The following is a 17,511-nucleotide window of genomic DNA, read 5'->3' as shown; positions in this document are numbered from 1 at the left end:
CACACGCTGTCAGCCGGCGAGCTTCACCCGGCGAGGGCAATGCCCGCGCCGGCCGCGGCGAGCCCGGCCACGAGGTTGACCGTGATGTTCAGGGCGGCGGCCGCGTACCTCACCTCGCTGACGAGACGGATGGTGGCCGTGGTCCAGGAGCTGAAGGTTGTCAGCCCGCCGGCCAGCCCGGTGGCGATCGCCGCATGCCATTCCGCGCCGAGCCCGAGCCTGCCGGTGACGCCCAGGGAAAGGCCGATGATCAGCGACCCGGAGACATTGACCACCAGCGTAGCCCAGGGCCAGTGCCGGCGGTCGCCCGCGCGGTGCGCGAACCACGTATCGATGGAGAACCTGAGCAGGCCTCCCGCAACGCCGAAGATTCCCACCAGCAGCGCTGTCATGATCCGCCTGTCCGGTCGCTCAGGGCCTTGCCCGCTTTCCAGCCCGCGGCGGCCGCACCGAGCCCCAGAACCAGCGAGAGACCGAGATACGTCAGCCAGGTCAGGTGCTGGCCGTAACGTGCCTGCTGGTCAACGGAAAAGACCACCGCCGAGAAAGTCGTGAACGAGCCCAGCAACCCCGGCCCGATCCCGGCCCGCAGCCAGAATGCTGTCCTGGGGCGTGCGATCCACAGGGTGGTGAGCGCGGCAAGGACAAAGCTTCCGCAGACGTTGATGGCTAAAGTGGTCCAGGGGATGGCACCCGCGGGTTCGGGAAAGAGGACGCCCAGGCCATAGCGGAGTTCCGTCCCCACGAGTGCCCCGAGAGCCACGGCCGTCCAGGCCCGCCAGCCGGCGCTTCCAAGGGCCTTCATTCAGGCGGCACGCATTCAGGCGTCCGCCAGCCGGCACCCGGCGTGGAGTGAATCGCTGTAGACCCACAGCGCTGACGACACCTCATCGGCGAGGTCGAATTCGCGGCCGGCGCCGGCGGTGCCGATCCGGACCACCAGTGCGCCGCCGAACGGCTTCCGGCCGAGCACTTCGATGTCCGCATCGAGGTCGATCTCCTGGGCGGAAAGATAGCGCAGGAGTTCGGGGTTGTCGTCGCTGATCCGGGTGATCCGGCCGGTGTGGCCGTCGTCGAGTTCGCTCATCCGGTGGGCGTGCGGCATGTGTACCGTGCCGTCCGCTGCCGGGATGGGGTCGCCGTGCGGGTCGCGCAGGGGATTGCCGAGCTTGCGGGCCATCCGCTCGATAAAGGTATCCGACACTGCGTGTTCCAGGAGTTCGGCTTCGTCGTGGACTTCATCCCAGCTGTAGCCGAGTTCCTGGACGAGGTAGGTCTCGATCAGGCGGTGCCGCCGGACCATGGAGAGCGCGAGCCGGATTCCGTCCGCCGTGAGCGTGATGGCGCTGTATGGCTTGTGGTCAACCAGGCCCTGGTCCTTGAGTTTGCGGACCATCTCCGAGACCGAGGAGTTGGCGACTCCGAGCCGCTGGGCCAGCTGCGAGGACGTGATGGGCTTGTCCTGCCACTCCGTGAAGGAGTAGATGACCTTGACGTAGTCCTCGATGGAGGAGGAGGGCGCGCTGGTCTTCACGAGTCCAAGCCTACCGCTTTGGCTGCGGCACTCATGCTTTGAACGCCCGCCAGGTCTGGGTGAGGTAGGGGAGTCCGATGGTGTCCGCCGGGGAATGGCCCAGGTGCTCGTGGAGGTACCAGTCCAGGTTGTGGCGGACCTTTGCACGCGTACTCTCGCCGGCTGCGAGGTAGTAGCTGCGGGACTTTGCCAGCTCGACGATGTCTCCGGTGGTCACGGGGTCTTCCCAGCGTGTCAGGTGGCTCTCGAGCCCGGCGAACTCCGGCCCGATCGCTGGGCGGAAGTCCGGCTTGTGCACGTCCCCGGCGTGCATGATCCGGGAGAGGCGGTGGACCCAGGGGACGGACGTGTCCAGCTGGTTCCACACCAGTCCCAGCACCCCGCCGGGGCGGAGGATGCGGGACAGCTCGGTGCTTGCCAGGAGCGGATCGCACCAGTGCCAGGCCTGGGCAACAACGACGACGTCGAACGCCGCGTCGGGGAGTCCGGTTGCCTCCGCTGTTCCCTCTGTCGCCGGAACTCCCGGCAGGACGAGCCGCAGCTGGGCAAGCATGTCCGGTGAAGGATCCACTGCGGAGACTGCCAGGCCGCGCTGCACCAGCAACGCGGTGAACTTGCCCGTCCCGGCGCCGATGTCAGCGGCGTCGGATGCGCCTGCTGTGCCGGCCCCGGCTGCGCCCCCGGCGCTGTGGATCAGCCAGTCCGCTGAGTCGACAGGGTAGCTTGGGCGGACACGGTCATAGTGTTCACCGCCGTCCTGGAAGCTCTGGCCGAGCTCGTAGCGGCGCTGGTGGTGCAGTTTGGGGCCTCCCCGTGCCACGTGCAGTCTCCTTCGGGCAGGCTGGAATTCTTACCCCTCGAATTTACCGCACAGACCGCGGCCCGCAGGGCCCCCGGGCCTTAGTCGTCGGTGCAGGGTGCTGCGCCGGCGGTGCCGGGGGTGTTGGGAGCCCACTCGGGGTAGCTGCGGGTGTCGTTGGCCGGCACCCAGCGGCCGGCGTCCACAACGTAGTCCCAGCCCAGGCCAGTGCGGCGGAGTTCCTCGATGCCCGCGAGCAGGCGCTGGGCGTCCTCCAGCCGGGAGCCGACGCCGAAGCTTGCGCGGAGCGAGCCCGAGGGCAGTCCCAGCCGCTTGAGCAGCGGGTGGGCGCAGAAGCGGCCGTCACGCAGGCCCACGCCGTGTTCGGCGGAGAGGTAGGCCGCAACCAGGCCGGCGTCGTAGCCGGCAACGGAGAAGTTGACCACACCGATGGTGTCATTGGTGTCGCTGAAGATCTGGTGCACGGTGACGCCGTCGATCCTCTGCAGCCCTTCCACCAGGAAGGAGCGGATGGCGGTCTCATGGGCGTGCCACAGCTCCTGGTCCAAAGCGCCAATGACCTGGGTGGCGCGGGCAAGCGTGGCAGCCCCGAGCACGTTGGGGGAACCGCCCTCATGCCGTGCCGGTCCCGTGGCCCAGCTGACGGAATCCAGCCGGGCCTCGCGGACGGCTCCGCCGCCTGCCAGGTGGGGAGTCCCGGCGTCGAGCCAGTCCGGCCGGCCCACGAGAACGCCTGACCCGAAAGGCGCGTACAGCTTGTGACCCGAGAAGGCGAGGTAGTCGACGTCGTCCGCCGCGATATCGATGCGGCGGTGCGGGGCCAGCTGAGCCGCGTCCACCACAATCCGTGCGCCGTATTCGTGCGCCAGTGCGGCCAGTTCGCGGATCGGAAGGATCTCGCCGGTGACGTTGGAGGCACCGGTGACGGCCAGCAGGCTGATGTCGCCCTGCCGGAGTTCAATGCGGAGGCTTTCCAGGGTGGCCTTCAGGGTGGGGGCGGCAACCACGCTGCGGTGCGGCACGCCCTGCCAGGGGAGCAGGTTGGCGTGGTGTTCGATGTCGAGGTAGAGCACCTCACCGGTGTGGCGGCCGTCCGCCACCGGCAGGCAGCCCGCCAGCAGGTTCAGGGAGTCGGTGGTGTTCCTGGTGAAAATGACGGAATCGTCCGGCCTGCCACCGACGAAGCCGCGGACGATGTTCCGTGCATTTTCGTACACGGACGTGCTGATCTGCGAGGCGTAGCCGGCGCCGCGGTGCACGCTGGCGTAGTACGGCAGGATCTCGTTGAGGTACGCCGAGACGACGGACAGTGCCGGTGCTGATGCGCCGTAATCCAGGTTCGCGTAGCGGACATGGCCGCCCTGGATCAATGGAGCCTGGATCTCCGCGCCGGTCACGGCCGAGAGGGGGCGCCGGGCGACGCTGAACCGCTCGTCCAGGCGGGTTGTGGCGGGGGCGGTTCCGGGGTTTGCGGGGAACGTGGCAGTAGTCATGGGGACCTCACTGTAAAGGGACCCCTCACTCCGGGGATCCGCGCTTGCCGGGTCCGTTCCGGACCGGCCTGGTCGTCACCCGGGGCACCCCACCGCGAATGGAGGGTTGCCGGCCAGCAAACCGGGGTTTAGCGCTGGCACTCGTGACCTGTTTCGAGATTAGGACATTGACGGCGCCGCGGGAAAGCTGCGGCAATTATTAAGCGGATTGTTACGTGCGCCGGAAGAAGGGCGATGCGGCCGAATAAACGACGGCGGACGCCCCCTTGGGAGGGCGCCCGCCGTCGTTTATTCGGCACTGCGTTCAATCAGCAGCGCCTTGATCAGCCTCACTCATGGCCGCAGCCCGGGGGTGCCGTGCGTGTTAGAGGAGGTCGTCGATGTCCGGGTTCAGCCGTTTGAGGACCTCGGAGTGGAGGATTGAGTTGGTGGCGAGGGCGTTCCCGCCGAAGGGACCGTCCACTCCCTCCAGCGAAGTGAAGCGGCCGCCGGCTTCCGTGACGATGGGCACCAGGGCGGCCATGTCGTAAAGGTTCAGCTCCGGCTCGCAGGCGATGTCCACGGACCCCTCGGCCACCATGCAGTAGGACCAGAAATCGCCGTAGGCCCGGGTCCGCCAGACGTCCTCCGTGAGGCCCAGGAATTCCTCCAGGTTGCCGCGCTCCTTCCAGCCGCTAAGGCTCGAGTAGGAGAGGGAGGCGTCCGAGAGCCTGGACACGTTCGAAACCTTCAGGCGGGTGGCGGCCGCAAGCGACCGTCCCATATAGGCGCCGGCCCCTTTCGCGGCCCACCAGCGCTTTCCCAGCGCCGGCGCGCTGACCAGGCCGACCACCGGCTCGCCTTCATCCACGAGGGCGATCAGGGTGGCCCACACCGGCACACCGCGGACGAAGTTCTTGGTGCCGTCGATCGGATCAATGATCCACCGCCGGGAACCGTGCCCGGAACTGCCGAACTCTTCGCCGAGGACGGCATCCCGCGGGCGGGAACGGGACAGTTGGCCGCGGATGGACTCTTCAGCTGCCTTGTCAGCATCCGTGACCGGAGTCAGGTCCGGTTTGGTTTCAATCTGAAGGTCCAGCGCCTTGAAGCGGCTCATGGTCTGGGAGTCGACAGAGTCGGCCAGGACATGGGCGAGGCGCAGGTCGTCGTTGTAGCTCGAAGCGGGTTGGGTCATGGTTCCAAACTACCGTCTCTGTGGCCGGCCGGGCGGGATGTCAGGTCACTGGCCCCTCCGCCTGCTAGGAAACGATGCCGAGTTCCTTCGCTTCCTGCGCTTCCATCCGGGGATCGGTACCGAGCAACCGGCGCAGGGACGCGAGCCGCGCCGCGCCGGACGGCCCCGCGTGTCCTTCGGCCACCCAGGCGTCCACTCCGCAGTTGACGGCGGACGCATCATGCTTGCAGCCGCGTTCGCAGGAATCCGTGCCGGGTTCGAGGTCGGGGAACGAACGCAGGATCCGGTCCGGATCGACGTGGGCAAGGCCGAACGACCGGATGCCCGGGGTGTCAATGATCCAGCTTCCGGCCGGCGCGTCACTGATCCGGAGGGCCAGTGCCGACGACGATGTGTGCCGTCCGCGCCCCGTGACGGCGTTGACTCCTCCCGTGGCCCGCTCAGCGCCGGTCAGGGCATTGACCATGGTGGACTTCCCCACGCCCGAATGCCCCAGCATGACGGTGACCTTCCCGTCGAGGTGCGCACGGAGCTGCGAGACGGCGTCGCTGTCGAGGCGCGCGGACAGCCCGTCGTCCGAGCGGGCATCGATGCCGGAGGCGGCGGAGTCGGCGGTCCGGCTGATGATGACCGGGAAATCAAGGTGCCGGTAGTTGGACAGGAGTTCGGTGGGATCCTTGACATCCGCTTTGGTGACCAGCAGCAGCGGCTCGATGCCGGCGTCGTAGGCCGCCACCAGGGCGCGGTCGATGAAACCGGTGCGCGGTTCCGGATTGGCGGCGGCGACCACCACCACGAGCTGGTCCGCATTCGCCACGACTGCCCGCTCAATCGGATCCGTGTCATCGGCGCTCCGCCGCAAAAGGGTGCGCCGGTCCTGGATTTTTACGAGCCGGGCAAGGGTGTCCGGTTCTCCGGAAACGTCACCCACCAGGGACACGAAGTCCCCGGCCACCACCGGCGAACGGCGCAGTTCGCGTGCCCGCGCGGCCACCACGATGCGTTCGTTGCCGCTGTCTTCGCCCACCACGGCCGTGTAGCGCCCGCGGTCCACCGTGATGATCCGGCCGGTCACGGCGTCGTCATGGCTGGGCCGGTCCTTGGTCCGGGGACGGGTACCTTTCTTGTTGGGACGGACCCGGATATCGGATTCGTCCCATGTGCCGGTGCTACGCCCCACTGGCCTGTTCCGTCTGCCGGGCCGGCTGTGGTGTCAGCATGCCTTCCCACAGCTGCGGGAAGTCCGGCATCGTCTTGGACGTGGTGCCGATGTCTTCAACTTCGACGCCGGGAACGGCGAGGCCGAGGATGGCCCCGGCGGTGGCCATCCGGTGGTCGGCGTAGCTGTGCACGATGCCGCCGTGGAGCTTCGCTGGCCTGATTATGAGGCCGTCGGCGGTTTCCTCCGCGTCCCCGCCCAGCCGGTTGATTTCCGTGACGAGCGCGGCAAGCCGGTCGGTCTCATGGCCGCGGAGGTGCGCGATTCCGGTCAGCCGTGACGGGGTTGTTGCCAACGCGCACAGGGCGGCCACGGTCGGTGCCAGTTCGCTGGTGTCGGCGAAGTCCGCGCCCTTGATTTCCGGTCCGCCCGTGACGGTGAGTGTCCCGTCGGCCAGCGTGACGGTGGCGCCCATGGCAGCCAGGATGCTGCGCCAAAGGTCGCCGACCTGTGTGGTGGGCGCGGGCCAGTTGGGAATGCGGACGGTACCGCCGGTTGCCAGGGCTGCTGCGAGGAAGGGGCCCGCGTTGGACAGGTCCTGTTCGATGCGCCGGTCGAAGGCCCGGATCGAGCCCGGTGCCACAACCCAATGGTTGGGGACGGAATCGTCCACTGATACGCCGACTTCCCGCAGCACGGCCACTGTCATGTTGATGTGGTCAAGGCTGGGGACCGGCTTGCCCACGTGCTCCAGGTGCAGGCCCTCGGTGAAACGCGCACCCACAAGGAGCAGGGCCGACACAAACTGCGATGAGGCGCTTGCATCAATCACCAGGTGCCCGCCGCGTACTTCGCCGGTGCCGGCCACCGCGAAGGGGAGCGACGACGGCCGGGTACCGTCAGCGGCCCGGACATCGACGCCGAGGGCGGCCAGCGCCTCAATGATGGTGCCCATCGGCCGCTTGCGGGCGTGCGGATCGCCGTCGAAGACTGTGGCGCCGCTGCGGAGCGCGGCCACCGGGGGGACGAAGCGCATCACGGTACCCGCGAGTCCGCAGTCGATGGCGGCGTCCGCCGCCCCGGCGTCCTGTGCGAGGGGGGTTATTTCAAGGTCGGGCCCGAATGAGCCGTCCCCGGGGACTTCCCGGATTCCGGCCCCCAGTTGGCGGAGTGCCTGGATCATCAAGGCCGAATCGCGCGAGTGCAGGGGTGCCCGGAGGCGGGACGGCCCGTCGGCCAGGGCAGCAAGGACCAGGTACCTGTTGGTGAGGGACTTGGAGCCGGGGACGGTGACCGTGGCGTCGACCGGCGCTTCTGCGAACGGTGCGGGCCAGGTGTTGTCCGCAACCGGGGCGGACGGTACTGGGGCGGGGGCGGTGCCTGTCATTCGTACTTATGCTTTCACGGCGTGGTCCACGGCCTTGCGGACTGCTTTATCGGCCTTTTTGAGATTCTTGCTGGTGGTCTTCCGGGCGTCTGCAGCCAGGTGGCTGGCACCCTTGCGGGCGTCGGCTGCCAGGTGCTCGGCCCGCCAAGCCAGGCTCGGCTTGCCCGCGGTATCCACGGACGCAAGCAGCACGCCGCCGGTGAGCGTGACGTTCTTCAGGAGCTGGGTCCGCCGCGCGTCCCGGCCCTCCTTGGTGGTGATGTCGGCGCTGCGCCACTCGACGAAGGCGTTCAGCGCAGAAATGACGGCCAGTACGGAGGCTGCCAGCCGGGCCGACTTGCCCATGGCGAACAGCACGCCCGCGCCCACCTGGGTGCCTCCGATGACGCGTGCCAGTACCTTTTCGTTCGTGGCGAACGGGAGGGAGTCCGCAGCCCGGCGCAGCAGGGGCGAGAGCTGCGTCGCAGTGTCATCCGCGTTCTTTAGCTTGTCCAGGCCGGCAAGAACGAAACTTGAGGCCAGCATGGGCCGGGCGAGAATACGGACTAACGACATGAATTTCCTCCTGGGTGGACGAGCCGCGGAACATCTGCGGGGGAACCGGTTCTAGTCTTGCACTTTTGCGGAATATTTGCCCGCCGGCCGTGGTTGTGAAAGGCAGGTCCCGATGAGTCACGGGCTGTGCTTGGCCACGGCCTAAGGCGCTTGCGGACGCCCGGAGGCCGGGCGTTGAAAGCGTTCGCACGGGCGCCCCACGACGGGCGCCAACAAAAAGGACACAGAGCGGAGTTGGAGCGTTGACATTGGTTAGGGACAGCGTGGAACTCCTTGCGCCACTGGAGTTCTCCGGACGCGGCGATGCGGCCGGCGGGCAACCGCCGGTGGGCTCGGGGCGCGTCACAGTAGACTTGAAGGCAATGAGCACCATTGATCCGGCCGTTGCGGCCATATACGAGGCTGCCGGTAACGACGCCAAGACCAACAGCGGGCGCCCGGCGGATGCCGGGGCCACTGCGGAAGCTGCAGCCAGCCCGGACGGCTTGGCCAGCACGGGCGGCGCGGCAAGCCCGAACGGCGTACGGGCTGCGGAAGCGGAGGTCGACGTCGTGTCTGAGACCTCCGAGGAACGCAGGCTGCGGTTTGAACGCGATGCCATGCAGTATGTCGACCAGCTCTATTCGGCCGCCATGAGGATGGCACGCAATCCCGCCGATGCCGAGGACCTGGTGCAGGAGGCATACACCAAGGCTTTCTCGGCGTTCCATCAGTACAAGCCCGGAACCAACCTCAAGGCGTGGCTCTACCGGATCCTCACAAACACGTACATCAACCTCTACCGCAAGAGGCAGCGTGAGCCGCTGCAGTCGAACTCCGACACCATTGAGGACTGGCAGCTGGCGCGGGCGGAATCGCACACTTCGTCCGGCCTGCGTTCGGCCGAAGCGGAAGCGCTGGACCACCTCCCGGATTCCGATGTGAAGCGGGCGCTGCAGGCGATTCCGGAGGAATTCCGCCTCGCGGTGTACTTCGCCGACGTGGAAGGGTTCGCGTACAAGGAAATTTCAGACATCATGAACACCCCCATCGGCACTGTGATGTCCCGGCTTCACCGCGGCCGCAAGATGCTGCGCGACATGCTTGCGGACTACGCCGCAGAGCGGGGTTTCAAAGCCGCAACCGATTCCGGTGCCGCGGCCGAAAGCACAACACAGGAGAACAGGAAATGAGCGACTGCCAGGGACTGGGCGATTGCGACGACGCCCGGATGCAACGTATTTACGAATACCTGGACGGTGCGTTGACACACAGCGACATCGCCGAGATCAAGGACCACCTGGACGGTTGCCCGGAGTGCCTTGAAGAGTACGATCTCGAGTGCGTCATCCGCAAGGTGGTCAAACGCTCCTGTACGGAAGCAGCCCCGGAGAACCTGAAGAACGCCATCCTGGACCGGATCCACTCGATCCGTCCTGTCGAAGCTTAGCTTCGCCGGGAGCCCGGCGGGAGGGCAGGTGCTCCCCGAATTCACGGCATTCACGGCGAAGGGCCCCGGAAACCATGTGGTTTCCGGGGCCCTTCGCTTTAATGCTCATGTTCCAAACCGTAGCTTAGGTGTTGGGGCGCTTCCCGTGGTTCGCGCCGCCACGCTTACGGTCACGACGTTTACGTGCACGCTTGCTCATAGCTGGCCTCCTTAATCTTGGTACTCAAAAGAGCTGCCCTCAAGTCTCCCACATCACGCGACGGCCCGCGAACCGGGCCCCGCTCAATGACTGCCGGCGTTCAGGGAGTTGCGGATGGCTATTTCGGCCTGGTCCAGGACCGTCCGGATCGTCTCGAGCGTGACCGCGCTGATGGGTGCGGCGCTGGCCTTTACCCGGAGCTCCACACGGAGGTTGTCCCTGAAGGCCTGCACCAGCATTTCCGCCTCTTTGAGCGTGCGGTCGCCTTCGGGAGTGTGCCGCGTACCGCGGTCAGTGAACCCCGCGGAACGGGCAGACGTGCGCGCGGCTTCGGCAGTGGCGGCAAGGTCGGCCCGGAGCCCGCGCATGTTGACGCGGATATCCTCCCGCAGGTTGTCGGCCAGCCGGCGAACGGAGGCGGAAATGTCATTCTCCACGCCGGCCAGTTCGTCCCTGCGCCGGTTGAGCTCCACCAGGCCGGCAGGGGTGATGCGGTAGTTGGTGCGGCGCCCCTCGGCTTCCGTGGCCACGAGCCCTTCTTCCTCCAGCTTGCCGAGGCGCGGATAGATCGTCCCGGCGCTGGGGGAGTAAGTCCCCCCAAAACGCTCGCTGAGCGCTTTGATCAGTTCGTAGCCGTGTTTGGGGCCCGACTCCAGCAGGGAAAGCAGGTAAAGGCGAAGCGCGCCGTGGGCGAAGACCGGAGGCATCTAGGCGTCCGTTTCGGTGTCCGCGGGCGACAGGCTGTGGATGATGGACGTCTTTCCGGAGACGGAGTTGGTTCGAACAATCATCAACTGCGCGTCCGGGCCGGCGATCGTCTGGACCTTGCCGCCCGGATGGACGTACTTCTGGTCGTCGATGACCACGGTGCCGCCGGCGGATTTGGCCACGACGTCCACGCCGACGTCCTGGGGCAGCCGGAGGGTCAGGTCGCCCGATACCGAATTGGCTCCGAAGTCGTGGGTGAACCCGTGGAGGTCGAAGCTCATGTCGCCGCTGACGGTGTTGGCGCGGATGTTGCTGAACCGGCCGGACGCGGTAACTTCACCGGAAACGCTCTTGGCGGTAAGGACGCCGTCGTGGTTCCGGGCGATTACTTCACCGCTGACCGTGTTGACATGGAGTTCGCCGCGGGTGCCGTCCGCCATGACGGATCCGGAGACAGTGTTGAGCTTGGTGTGGCCGCTGATGCCGGAGACGAGGCCGTCCCCGCTGACGGTGCCGGCCTCCACTTCCACGCCGGCAGGCAACGCGATGCTGATGACCACGGAGTTGGTGCTGCTGTTGTTGACTGTGTCCATCAGGTTCTTGAACCAGCCCTGGGCGCCCTGTAGCTGATGGCGGACCTCAAGCCGGCCGTTGACCAGGGTGACCGTCAGCGGATCCCCGTGAATTTCGGACACCTCGATCCGCGTGACATCCTCGGCGTGGGTGACCACATCGAACCGTCCCCGGATGATTCCGAGTTTGAGTGACCTGACGCCGTCGACGTCGATCGTTTGCGGACCGGTGACGGTCCAGGTGTTCTCGTCCACTGCGCCTCCAAGTTGCGATATATCGTGACTATGATCCGACGTTATATCGCGTCTTGCCCAAAAGCAATACGTCGTGCCCAAAAGCAATGCACGGCGGCCGCTAGCGGTAGATCTTTCCGATGAGCGTCCGGGCAATCGTGGTGGCCGGATCCCGGCCATCCGGCGTCGGGGCCAGATTCGTCCAGACGACTAGGGTGACCTGGGCAGCGGGGTCATGGCCGGCGAAGCTGTTGAAGCCGGGCAGTTCACCGGTGTGCCCGAAGAGCTTCCCGAATTTTGCGATCCCCAGCCCGTAGAGCGCGCCCCCGGGGTCGTCGGCCTTGACGGGCTGTGGACTGTCCAGGCGCTGCTTCTGCAGGGCGGGGTCCAGGACCTTTCCGCCGCCGAGTGCCTCCGCCCACGTTGCCAGGTCTTCCGCGGTCGAGATTCCGGACCCGGCGGCCCAGGCCCACGAGGGGTTCATGGCTGTCTGGTCGGTGGGCTGGAGCGTTCCGTCGGCGGCGGACTTTTGCATGTCCTCGGGGAGGGCCGGGTGGTCGAGGGTCAGCACGTTGTTCCCGTACATGTACCCCTGCGGGTGCGGTTCCGGAATGGCGTTGGATGCCGGCTCCGGAAAGACGGATCCGGTCAGTCCGAGCGGGGTGAACAGCCTGTCGCGGAACGCTGCGGTGAGCGGTTTGCCGTCCAGGGCTTCCGCGATCAGGCCGAGCAGCACCGTGTTGGTGTTGGAATAGTGGAAACCCTCGCCGGGAGCGAAATAGGGCGGGTGGCGGAAGGCAACGGCGAGCAGTTCCTCGGGGTCCACGCCTTAGCGGGATCGGCATCGAGGACCTGGTTCACTTCCAGCGCCTCGGTGTAGTTGTAGAGGCCGCTGCGCATCGTCAGCAACTGTTCGATGGTGATGTTGGCGCCGTTGGGCACGTCCGGACGGTAGTCCGCCACCGCGTCTTGGAGCTTGATCTTCCCTTCCTGGACCAGCTGCAGGATCACAGTGGTGGTCCAGGTCTTTGTGATGGAACCGATCCGGACGTGGTCCGCGGCCGTCACGGGGTCGGTTCCGCCGAAGCTTCTCACACCGTACGTGTAGGTGAGGTTCCCGCCGGGGGTGCGCAGCAGCATCACCGCGCCGGGGACGCGCAGTTCCTGGGCGGCATCCCTAAAGGTCTGCTCCAGCGCCGCCTGGTCGAACTCCTGCAGCGCAGCGTCGGACGAGGCGGCGGGGGAGGAGGCTGCGGGGGACGAAGCTGCCGGGGAGGAGACTGCGGACGAGGGGGAGGAAGCAGACGGGGCAGGCGCCGGGCCCGCACTGCAACCTGCCACGGCAAGCATCAGCGCTGCGGCCAGCGCTGCCGGGGCGGGGGAGCCCGTGGGGATCCCGGGAACGTTCATGGACCCACAACCTTATGTCGACGGCGTTATGGGCCCCATTGGGTCACGTTCGGGCGTGAGGTGTCAAGCACCTCCGGATCTACTCCGGGGCGGCGATACCCAGCCACTGGAACCAGCCGCGGTGCAGCACCAGCCAGGCCATCAGCCCGTAGCCGGCCTGTCCCGGCGTTCCGCCGTTGGCTGCCAGATCCTGCCGCCACTGCTCATGGTTGAGCAACGGGGAGAAGGTGTCCACATACAAGTGCTTGCGCCGCGTGGTGACGTCGGCGAAGGCCGTGTTCAGTTCGCCCAGCCGGCGGTTCTGCGAGGGGTCCAGGGACGGCGGCGGACCCACCACAAAGACCTCGATCTTGTTCTGGGACGCGGAGTCCAGGATATTGGCAAGGTTCAGGCGGCTGCGGGCCGTGGAGAGGCCAAACTCGACGTCGCGTCCGCTCAGGCCGATCACAAGCCGGTTTTCGTGGTTGTTGCCGAAGCGGCGGCCCGCCTCATCGAGCCAGCGCGCGGCCAGGCCCTCGGTGCCTTCCTGCGGACAGGGGAGGGGGTAGCACTCAACGGTGATGCCGTCCTGCGGAGTGCGGGCCAGCACACGGCCCAGCCAGCCGAGTGCGCGGGGATCGCCCAGGCCGGCCAACAGTTCATCTCCAACAGCCGCAATCCGCAGCTTCCTGTCTTCCACGACTACCTCTTTACCTCAATATGCAATTGGTTCAGCGTTCCATGGAAAGGGGCTGCCAGCCAACTCCGCGACCGGCGTCGGGCGACACCTGCGTCGGGCAGCGCCACCCCTTCCATTAAGCAGCGCTGCCCGGCCGGAGACGAAAATGTCGAGTTCCGGCCGGGCAGCGTCCAGGCTACTTCCGGGCAAACGCCTGCTTGAGGAGGGTGTCCTGCTCCGCAGCGTGCCGCTTCATGGAACCGGCAGCCGTGGAGGCCGAAGCCGGACGCGAGACCAGGCGCACCCGGCGGTCCAGGGCGTCGGGCAGGTTCAGGCCCATGAACGGCCACGGGCCCTGGTTGGCAGGTTCGTCCTGTGCCCACACCACGTCGGCGTTGGGGTACTTGGCGAGCTCGGCGGCGATTTCAGCGGCGGGCAGCGGGTAAAGCTGCTCGACGCGGACGATCGCCGTCGTCTTGTCGCCGGTCTTCTGCCGCGTGGACAGCAGATCGTAGTACAGGCGGCCGGACACCAGCAGCACACGCTCGACGGCGTCCGCCTGCAGCTGTTCGTGCTCTCCGATGACGGGCTTGAAGGTGCCGGTGGTGAAGTCCTCCACGGAAGACGCTGCGGCCTTCAGGCGGAGCAGCTGCTTCGGCGTGAAGATGATGAGCGGCTTCCGCGGCCGGCTGTATGCCTGGCGGCGCAGCAGGTGGAAGTGGGAGGCCGACGTCGTGGGGTTGGCCACGATCATGTTTTCTTCGGCGCACATCTGCAGGAACCGCTCGATCCGGGCGGATGAGTGGTCCGGGCCCTGGCCTTCATAGCCGTGGGGCAGCATCAGCACCAGCGAGGAGCGCTGGCCCCATTTCTGCTCGGCCGAAGAGATGAACTCGTCGATGATGGTCTGCGCGCCGTTGACGAAGTCACCGAACTGCGCTTCCCACAGCACCAGGGCGTCAGGGCGTTCGACGGAGTAGCCGTATTCGAAGCCCATGGCAGCGTATTCGGACAGCAGGGAGTCGTAGATCCACAGCTTGGCCTGGTCATCGGAGAGGTTGCCCAGGGGCAGCCACTCATTGCCGTTGGCACGGTCGTGGAACACGGCGTGGCGCTGCACGAAGGTGCCGCGGCGGGAGTCCTGGCCGGCGAGCCGGACCGGAACGCCTTCCATGATGAGGGAGCCGAAGGCCGCGATCTCGCCAAAGCCCCAGTCGATGCCGCCTTCGCGGGACATCTGTTCACGCTTCTCAAGCAGCTGCTTGAGCTTGGCGTGGACCGTGAAGCCCTCGGGAATCTCGATGTGGGCCCTGCCGATGCGCGCCAGGGTCTCCGGGGAGATCGCGGTGGACGCCGGCGCGTTGATGCCGGAGTCGGACTGCTGGGCGCTGGGCCGTTCGATATCGGACACGGCGGCGGAATCCGCGGTGATGATCGGGATCGGGGAGGTCTGCGCGGCGTGGGTCTCCGCGAAGACGCGTTCCAGGCGTTCCTGGTAGTCGCGGAGCAGCTGCTCGGCTTCTTCCTCGGTGATGTCGCCGCGGCCGATCAGCGATTCGGTGTACAGCTTGCGTACGGAGCGCTTGGCTTCGATCAGGTTGTACATCAGCGGCTGGGTCATCGAGGGGTCGTCGCCCTCGTTGTGCCCGCGGCGCCGGTAGCAGACCATGTCGATGACAACGTCCTTGTGGAAGCGCTGGCGGAACTCGTAGGCAAGCTGGCCGATGCGGACCACGGCCTCCGGGTCATCGCCGTTCACGTGGAACACCGGAGCCTGGATCATCTTGGCGACGTCAGTGGAGTAGGTGGAGGAACGCGACGACGAGGGTGCCGTGGTGAAGCCCACCTGGTTGTTGACCACCACATGGATGGTTCCGCCGGTGCGGTAGCCGCGCAGCTGGGAGAGGTTGAGCGTTTCCGCCACCACACCCTGGCCTGCGAAGGCGGCGTCGCCGTGCACCATGATGGGGAGCACGGGGAAGGCCTCGCCCTGGTCCAGACGGTCCTGCTTGGCGCGGACGATGCCTTCGAGGACGGAGTCCACTGCCTCGAGGTGCGAGGGGTTGGCGGCGAGGTAGACCTTCGTCTCCTTGCCGTTGTCCGAGGTGAACGTGCCCTCGGTGCCGAGGTGGTACTTGACGTCGCCGGAGCCCTGCACGGAGCGCGGGTCCTGGGTGCCTTCGAATTCGCGGAAGACCTGGGCGTAGGTCTTGCCGGCGATGTTGGTGAGCACGTTCAGGCGGCCGCGGTGGGCCATGCCGATTGCCACTTCGTCGAGATCGTCGTCGGCCGCATCGGAGATGATGGCGTCCAGCAGCGGGATCAGCGATTCGCCGCCCTCCAGCGAGAACCGCTTCTGGCCCACGAACTTGGTCTGCAGGAAGGTTTCGAAGGCTTCCGCGGCGTTGAGCTTGGAAACGATGCGCAGCTGCTCTTCGCGGCTGGGCTTGGAGTACGGGTGCTCCAGCTGGTCCTGGAACCACTTGCGCTCGGCCGGGTCCTGGATGTGCATGTATTCGATGCCGGTGGTGCGGCAGTAGGCGTCACGGAGCACACCGAGGATGTCGCGGAACGCCAGCATGGGCTTGCCGCCGAAGCCGCCGGTGGGCCACTCGCGGTCGAGGTCCCACAGGGTCAGGCCGTAGGTGAGGACGTCCAGGTCCGGGTGCTTCCGCTGGACGTATTCCAGCGGATCGGTGTCCGCCATAAGGTGGCCGCGGACGCGGTAGGAGTGGATCAGCTGCTGGATCCGGGCGACCTTGTTGATTTCGTCGGCCGGGTCCACCTGCAGGTCCGGGCTCCAGCGCACGGGCTCGTACGGGATGCGCAGGGACTCGAAGATCTCGTCGTAGAAGTTCTGTGCACCGAGCAGGAGCTGGTGCACGAGCTTGAGGAACTCGCCGCTGCCGGCACCCTGGATGACGCGGTGGTCATAGGTGGAGGTCAGCGTGAGGACCTTGCTGATGGCGTTGTGCGCGATGATCTTCTCGCTGGCGCCCTGGAACTCGGCCGGGTAATCCAGTGCGCCGACGCCGATGATGGCAGCCTGGCCCTTGGAGAGGCGGGGCACGGAGTGGACGGTGCCGATGCCGCCTGGATTGGTGAGGGAAACCGTGGTGCCGGAGTGGTCATCGGCGGTCAGCTTGCCGTTGCGGGCACGCTTGATCAGGTCTTCGTAGGTGTGCCAGAACTCGGAGAAGTTGAGGGTCTCCGCCTTCTTGATGTTCGGCACCATGAGCAGGCGCGTGCCGTCCGGCTTGGGCATGTCGATGGCGATGCCGAAGTTCACGTGTGCCGGCTGGACCGCGACGGGCTTGCCGTCCACTTCGTCGTAGTAGACGTTCATGGACGGGAACTGGGACAGTGCGCGGATGACGGCATAGCCGATCAGGTGCGTGAAGGAGACCTTGCCGCCGCGGGCCCGGGCCAGGTTGGAGTTGATGACCACGCGGTTGTCGATCAGCAGCTTCGCGGGAATGGCGCGGACGCTGGTTGCGGTGGGAACTTCCAGGCTGGTGACCATGTTGGAAGCGATCGCCTTGGCCGGTCCGCGGAGAACGGAGACAACGTCCTCTTCGGGAGCCGTGGGAGCCTTGACGTTCTTCGGCAGCTGGGCGGGGATGGGCGGAGTGCCTGCGGATTCGGGCTTCTTTGCGCCGTCACGGGCAACAGTGGCGGGTGCTTTCTTCGCCGGGGCTGCGGGAGCCTGGGCGGAAGCGGCCGGGGCGGCAGCGGCCGGTTTGGCGGCTGCCGGCGACGGTGCCGGTGCGGCCGGAGCGGGAGCTACAACGGGAAGTTCGCGGGTTGAGGGATCTGCGGGCGCCGGTGCACCGGAGGTCCCGTTGGAAGACGAGCTGTCACCGGCGTCGAAGGATTCGAACAGGGGCCACCACTTGGCATCTACCGTGTTCTTGTCCTGCTGGTAACGCTCGTACAGTTCGTCAACGAGCCACTCGTTTCCGCCAAATTCCTCTGGTAGACGGTGGCTAGGCTGCTCTGGCACTTGAAATACGCCTCTTCCATGAGTTTGATTTCCCTCTGGTCGCCTTCGGTGCCTCAGCACAACAATCGAACCAGTCTCTGCGTCCTGTGAACCCAGACCTTTGCCAGTCTAGTGACGATCCTTGGTTAACTGCCAATAAGGGTGACCCAAATCATGTAGCGGCGAAACTATTG

General features: G+C 66.5%; 18 protein-coding genes and 1 riboswitch. Of the genes, 2 read left to right on the top strand and 16 right to left on the bottom strand.

The genetic code is table 11. From position 1 onward, the window contains the following. Window positions 1-23: 23 nt before the first annotated feature. The 9 genes from BS38_RS0106975 to BS38_RS0106935 form a co-directional block, all read right to left on the bottom strand. Window positions 24-392 (bottom strand): fluoride efflux transporter FluC, encoded by a 369-nt coding sequence (locus BS38_RS0106975; RefSeq protein WP_028270147.1) that lies wholly within the window; start codon window positions 390-392, stop codon window positions 24-26. Next, window positions 389-805 (bottom strand): fluoride efflux transporter FluC, encoded by a 417-nt coding sequence (locus BS38_RS0106970; RefSeq protein ID WP_028270146.1) that lies wholly within the window; start codon window positions 803-805, stop codon window positions 389-391. Before BS38_RS0106970 ends, BS38_RS0106975 begins: the two co-directional genes overlap by 4 nt. A 15-nt stretch (window positions 806-820) precedes the next feature. Beyond that, entirely contained in the window at window positions 821-1,534 is a 714-nt protein-coding gene (locus tag BS38_RS0106965) for a metal-dependent transcriptional regulator (protein ID WP_028270145.1), read from the bottom strand. Between the two features lie 31 nt (window positions 1,535-1,565). Next, window positions 1,566-2,354, bottom strand: coding sequence for a class I SAM-dependent methyltransferase (locus BS38_RS0106960; protein WP_028270144.1), 789 nt, complete (start codon window positions 2,352-2,354; stop codon window positions 1,566-1,568). 80 nt (window positions 2,355-2,434) lie between these two features. Next, on the bottom strand, window positions 2,435-3,847 hold the full coding sequence (locus BS38_RS0106955) for an aminotransferase class V-fold PLP-dependent enzyme (RefSeq protein WP_028270143.1): 1,413 nt from the start codon (window positions 3,845-3,847) through the stop codon (window positions 2,435-2,437). A gap of 35 nt (window positions 3,848-3,882) precedes the next feature. Next, a riboswitch (SAM riboswitch) is annotated at window positions 3,883-3,996 on the bottom strand. 215 nt (window positions 3,997-4,211) lie between these two features. Next, entirely contained in the window at window positions 4,212-5,024 is an 813-nt protein-coding gene (hisN, locus tag BS38_RS0106950; RefSeq protein ID WP_028270142.1) for a histidinol-phosphatase, read from the bottom strand. Window positions 5,025-5,088: 64 nt separating this feature from the next. Next, window positions 5,089-6,204, bottom strand: a complete 1,116-nt coding sequence (gene rsgA, locus BS38_RS0106945; RefSeq protein ID WP_028270141.1) for a ribosome small subunit-dependent GTPase A — start codon at window positions 6,202-6,204, stop codon at window positions 5,089-5,091. Further along, the gene (gene aroA / locus BS38_RS0106940) at window positions 6,194-7,570 is read right to left on the bottom strand and encodes a 3-phosphoshikimate 1-carboxyvinyltransferase (RefSeq protein WP_028270140.1); all 1,377 of its coding nucleotides are present in this window, start codon (window positions 7,568-7,570) and stop codon (window positions 6,194-6,196) included. The genes rsgA and aroA overlap by 11 nt, the downstream gene beginning before the upstream one ends. A gap of 6 nt (window positions 7,571-7,576) precedes the next feature. Beyond that, entirely contained in the window at window positions 7,577-8,125 is a 549-nt protein-coding gene (locus BS38_RS0106935) for a DoxX family protein (protein WP_028270139.1), read from the bottom strand. A gap of 362 nt (window positions 8,126-8,487) precedes the next feature. Between BS38_RS0106935 and BS38_RS0106930 the strand changes: the two genes are divergently transcribed. Then, window positions 8,488-9,297, top strand: coding sequence for a sigma-70 family RNA polymerase sigma factor (locus tag BS38_RS0106930; protein WP_156037076.1), 810 nt, complete (start codon window positions 8,488-8,490; stop codon window positions 9,295-9,297). After that, window positions 9,294-9,554: a mycothiol system anti-sigma-R factor gene (gene rsrA, locus BS38_RS0106925; RefSeq protein WP_028270137.1), complete on the top strand. Its 261-nt coding sequence runs from the start codon at window positions 9,294-9,296 to the stop codon at window positions 9,552-9,554. The genes BS38_RS0106930 and rsrA overlap by 4 nt, the downstream gene beginning before the upstream one ends. A 124-nt stretch (window positions 9,555-9,678) precedes the next feature. On the opposite strand, the gene BS38_RS27940 is transcribed toward rsrA, so the two are convergent. From BS38_RS27940 to BS38_RS0106900, 7 genes are all read right to left on the bottom strand, one after another. Continuing rightward, window positions 9,679-9,753 (bottom strand): 50S ribosomal protein bL37, encoded by a 75-nt coding sequence (locus tag BS38_RS27940; protein ID WP_369299106.1) that lies wholly within the window; start codon window positions 9,751-9,753, stop codon window positions 9,679-9,681. An 83-nt stretch (window positions 9,754-9,836) separates the two neighbouring features. Further along, window positions 9,837-10,460 (bottom strand): PadR family transcriptional regulator, encoded by a 624-nt coding sequence (locus BS38_RS0106920; RefSeq protein ID WP_028270136.1) that lies wholly within the window; start codon window positions 10,458-10,460, stop codon window positions 9,837-9,839. After that, a complete protein-coding gene (locus BS38_RS0106915; protein ID WP_028270135.1) occupies window positions 10,461-11,288 on the bottom strand; it encodes a DUF4097 family beta strand repeat-containing protein in 828 nt (275 codons plus the stop codon). Window positions 11,289-11,388: 100 nt separating this feature from the next. Next, complete coding sequence (locus tag BS38_RS24575; protein WP_269319491.1) at window positions 11,389-12,093, bottom strand: serine hydrolase domain-containing protein; 705 nt, start codon at window positions 12,091-12,093, stop codon at window positions 11,389-11,391. Then, window positions 11,988-12,677, bottom strand: coding sequence for a serine hydrolase domain-containing protein (locus BS38_RS27810; protein ID WP_269319490.1), 690 nt, complete (start codon window positions 12,675-12,677; stop codon window positions 11,988-11,990). The genes BS38_RS24575 and BS38_RS27810 overlap by 106 nt, the downstream gene beginning before the upstream one ends. A gap of 79 nt (window positions 12,678-12,756) precedes the next feature. Then, on the bottom strand, window positions 12,757-13,356 hold the full coding sequence (locus BS38_RS0106905) for a GDSL-type esterase/lipase family protein (protein ID WP_028270134.1): 600 nt from the start codon (window positions 13,354-13,356) through the stop codon (window positions 12,757-12,759). Between the two features lie 175 nt (window positions 13,357-13,531). After that, window positions 13,532-17,338, bottom strand: coding sequence for a multifunctional oxoglutarate decarboxylase/oxoglutarate dehydrogenase thiamine pyrophosphate-binding subunit/dihydrolipoyllysine-residue succinyltransferase subunit (locus BS38_RS0106900; protein ID WP_028270133.1), 3,807 nt, complete (start codon window positions 17,336-17,338; stop codon window positions 13,532-13,534). Window positions 17,339-17,511 lie beyond the last annotated feature (173 nt).

It is taken from the genome of Arthrobacter sp. UNC362MFTsu5.1 (assembly GCF_000685965.1).
Lineage (GTDB): Bacteria > Actinomycetota > Actinomycetes > Actinomycetales > Micrococcaceae > Arthrobacter.
The sequence above is the reverse complement of the archived record's forward strand: the minus strand, read 5'-3'. Positions and strand labels throughout refer to the sequence as shown.

What these genes read in the sequence shown, in the direction of transcription:
- BS38_RS0106955 (WP_028270143.1), bottom strand. Translation starts at nt 3,847, where the DNA reads ATGACTACTGCCACGTTCCCCGCAAACCCCGGAACCGCCCCCGCCACA.
- BS38_RS0106970 (WP_028270146.1), bottom strand. Translation starts at nt 805, where the DNA reads ATGAAGGCCCTTGGAAGCGCCGGCTGGCGGGCCTGGACGGCCGTGGCT.
- BS38_RS0106975 (WP_028270147.1), bottom strand. Translation starts at nt 392, where the DNA reads ATGACAGCGCTGCTGGTGGGAATCTTCGGCGTTGCGGGAGGCCTGCTC.
- BS38_RS0106935 (WP_028270139.1), bottom strand. Translation starts at nt 8,125, where the DNA reads ATGTCGTTAGTCCGTATTCTCGCCCGGCCCATGCTGGCCTCAAGTTTC.
- rsrA (WP_028270137.1), top strand. Translation starts at nt 9,294, where the DNA reads ATGAGCGACTGCCAGGGACTGGGCGATTGCGACGACGCCCGGATGCAA.
- BS38_RS0106920 (WP_028270136.1), bottom strand. Translation starts at nt 10,460, where the DNA reads ATGCCTCCGGTCTTCGCCCACGGCGCGCTTCGCCTTTACCTGCTTTCC.
- hisN (WP_028270142.1), bottom strand. Translation starts at nt 5,024, where the DNA reads ATGACCCAACCCGCTTCGAGCTACAACGACGACCTGCGCCTCGCCCAT.
- aroA (WP_028270140.1), bottom strand. Translation starts at nt 7,570, where the DNA reads ATGACAGGCACCGCCCCCGCCCCAGTACCGTCCGCCCCGGTTGCGGAC.
- BS38_RS0106930 (WP_156037076.1), top strand. Translation starts at nt 8,488, where the DNA reads ATGAGCACCATTGATCCGGCCGTTGCGGCCATATACGAGGCTGCCGGT.
- BS38_RS27810 (WP_269319490.1), bottom strand. Translation starts at nt 12,677, where the DNA reads ATGAACGTTCCCGGGATCCCCACGGGCTCCCCCGCCCCGGCAGCGCTG.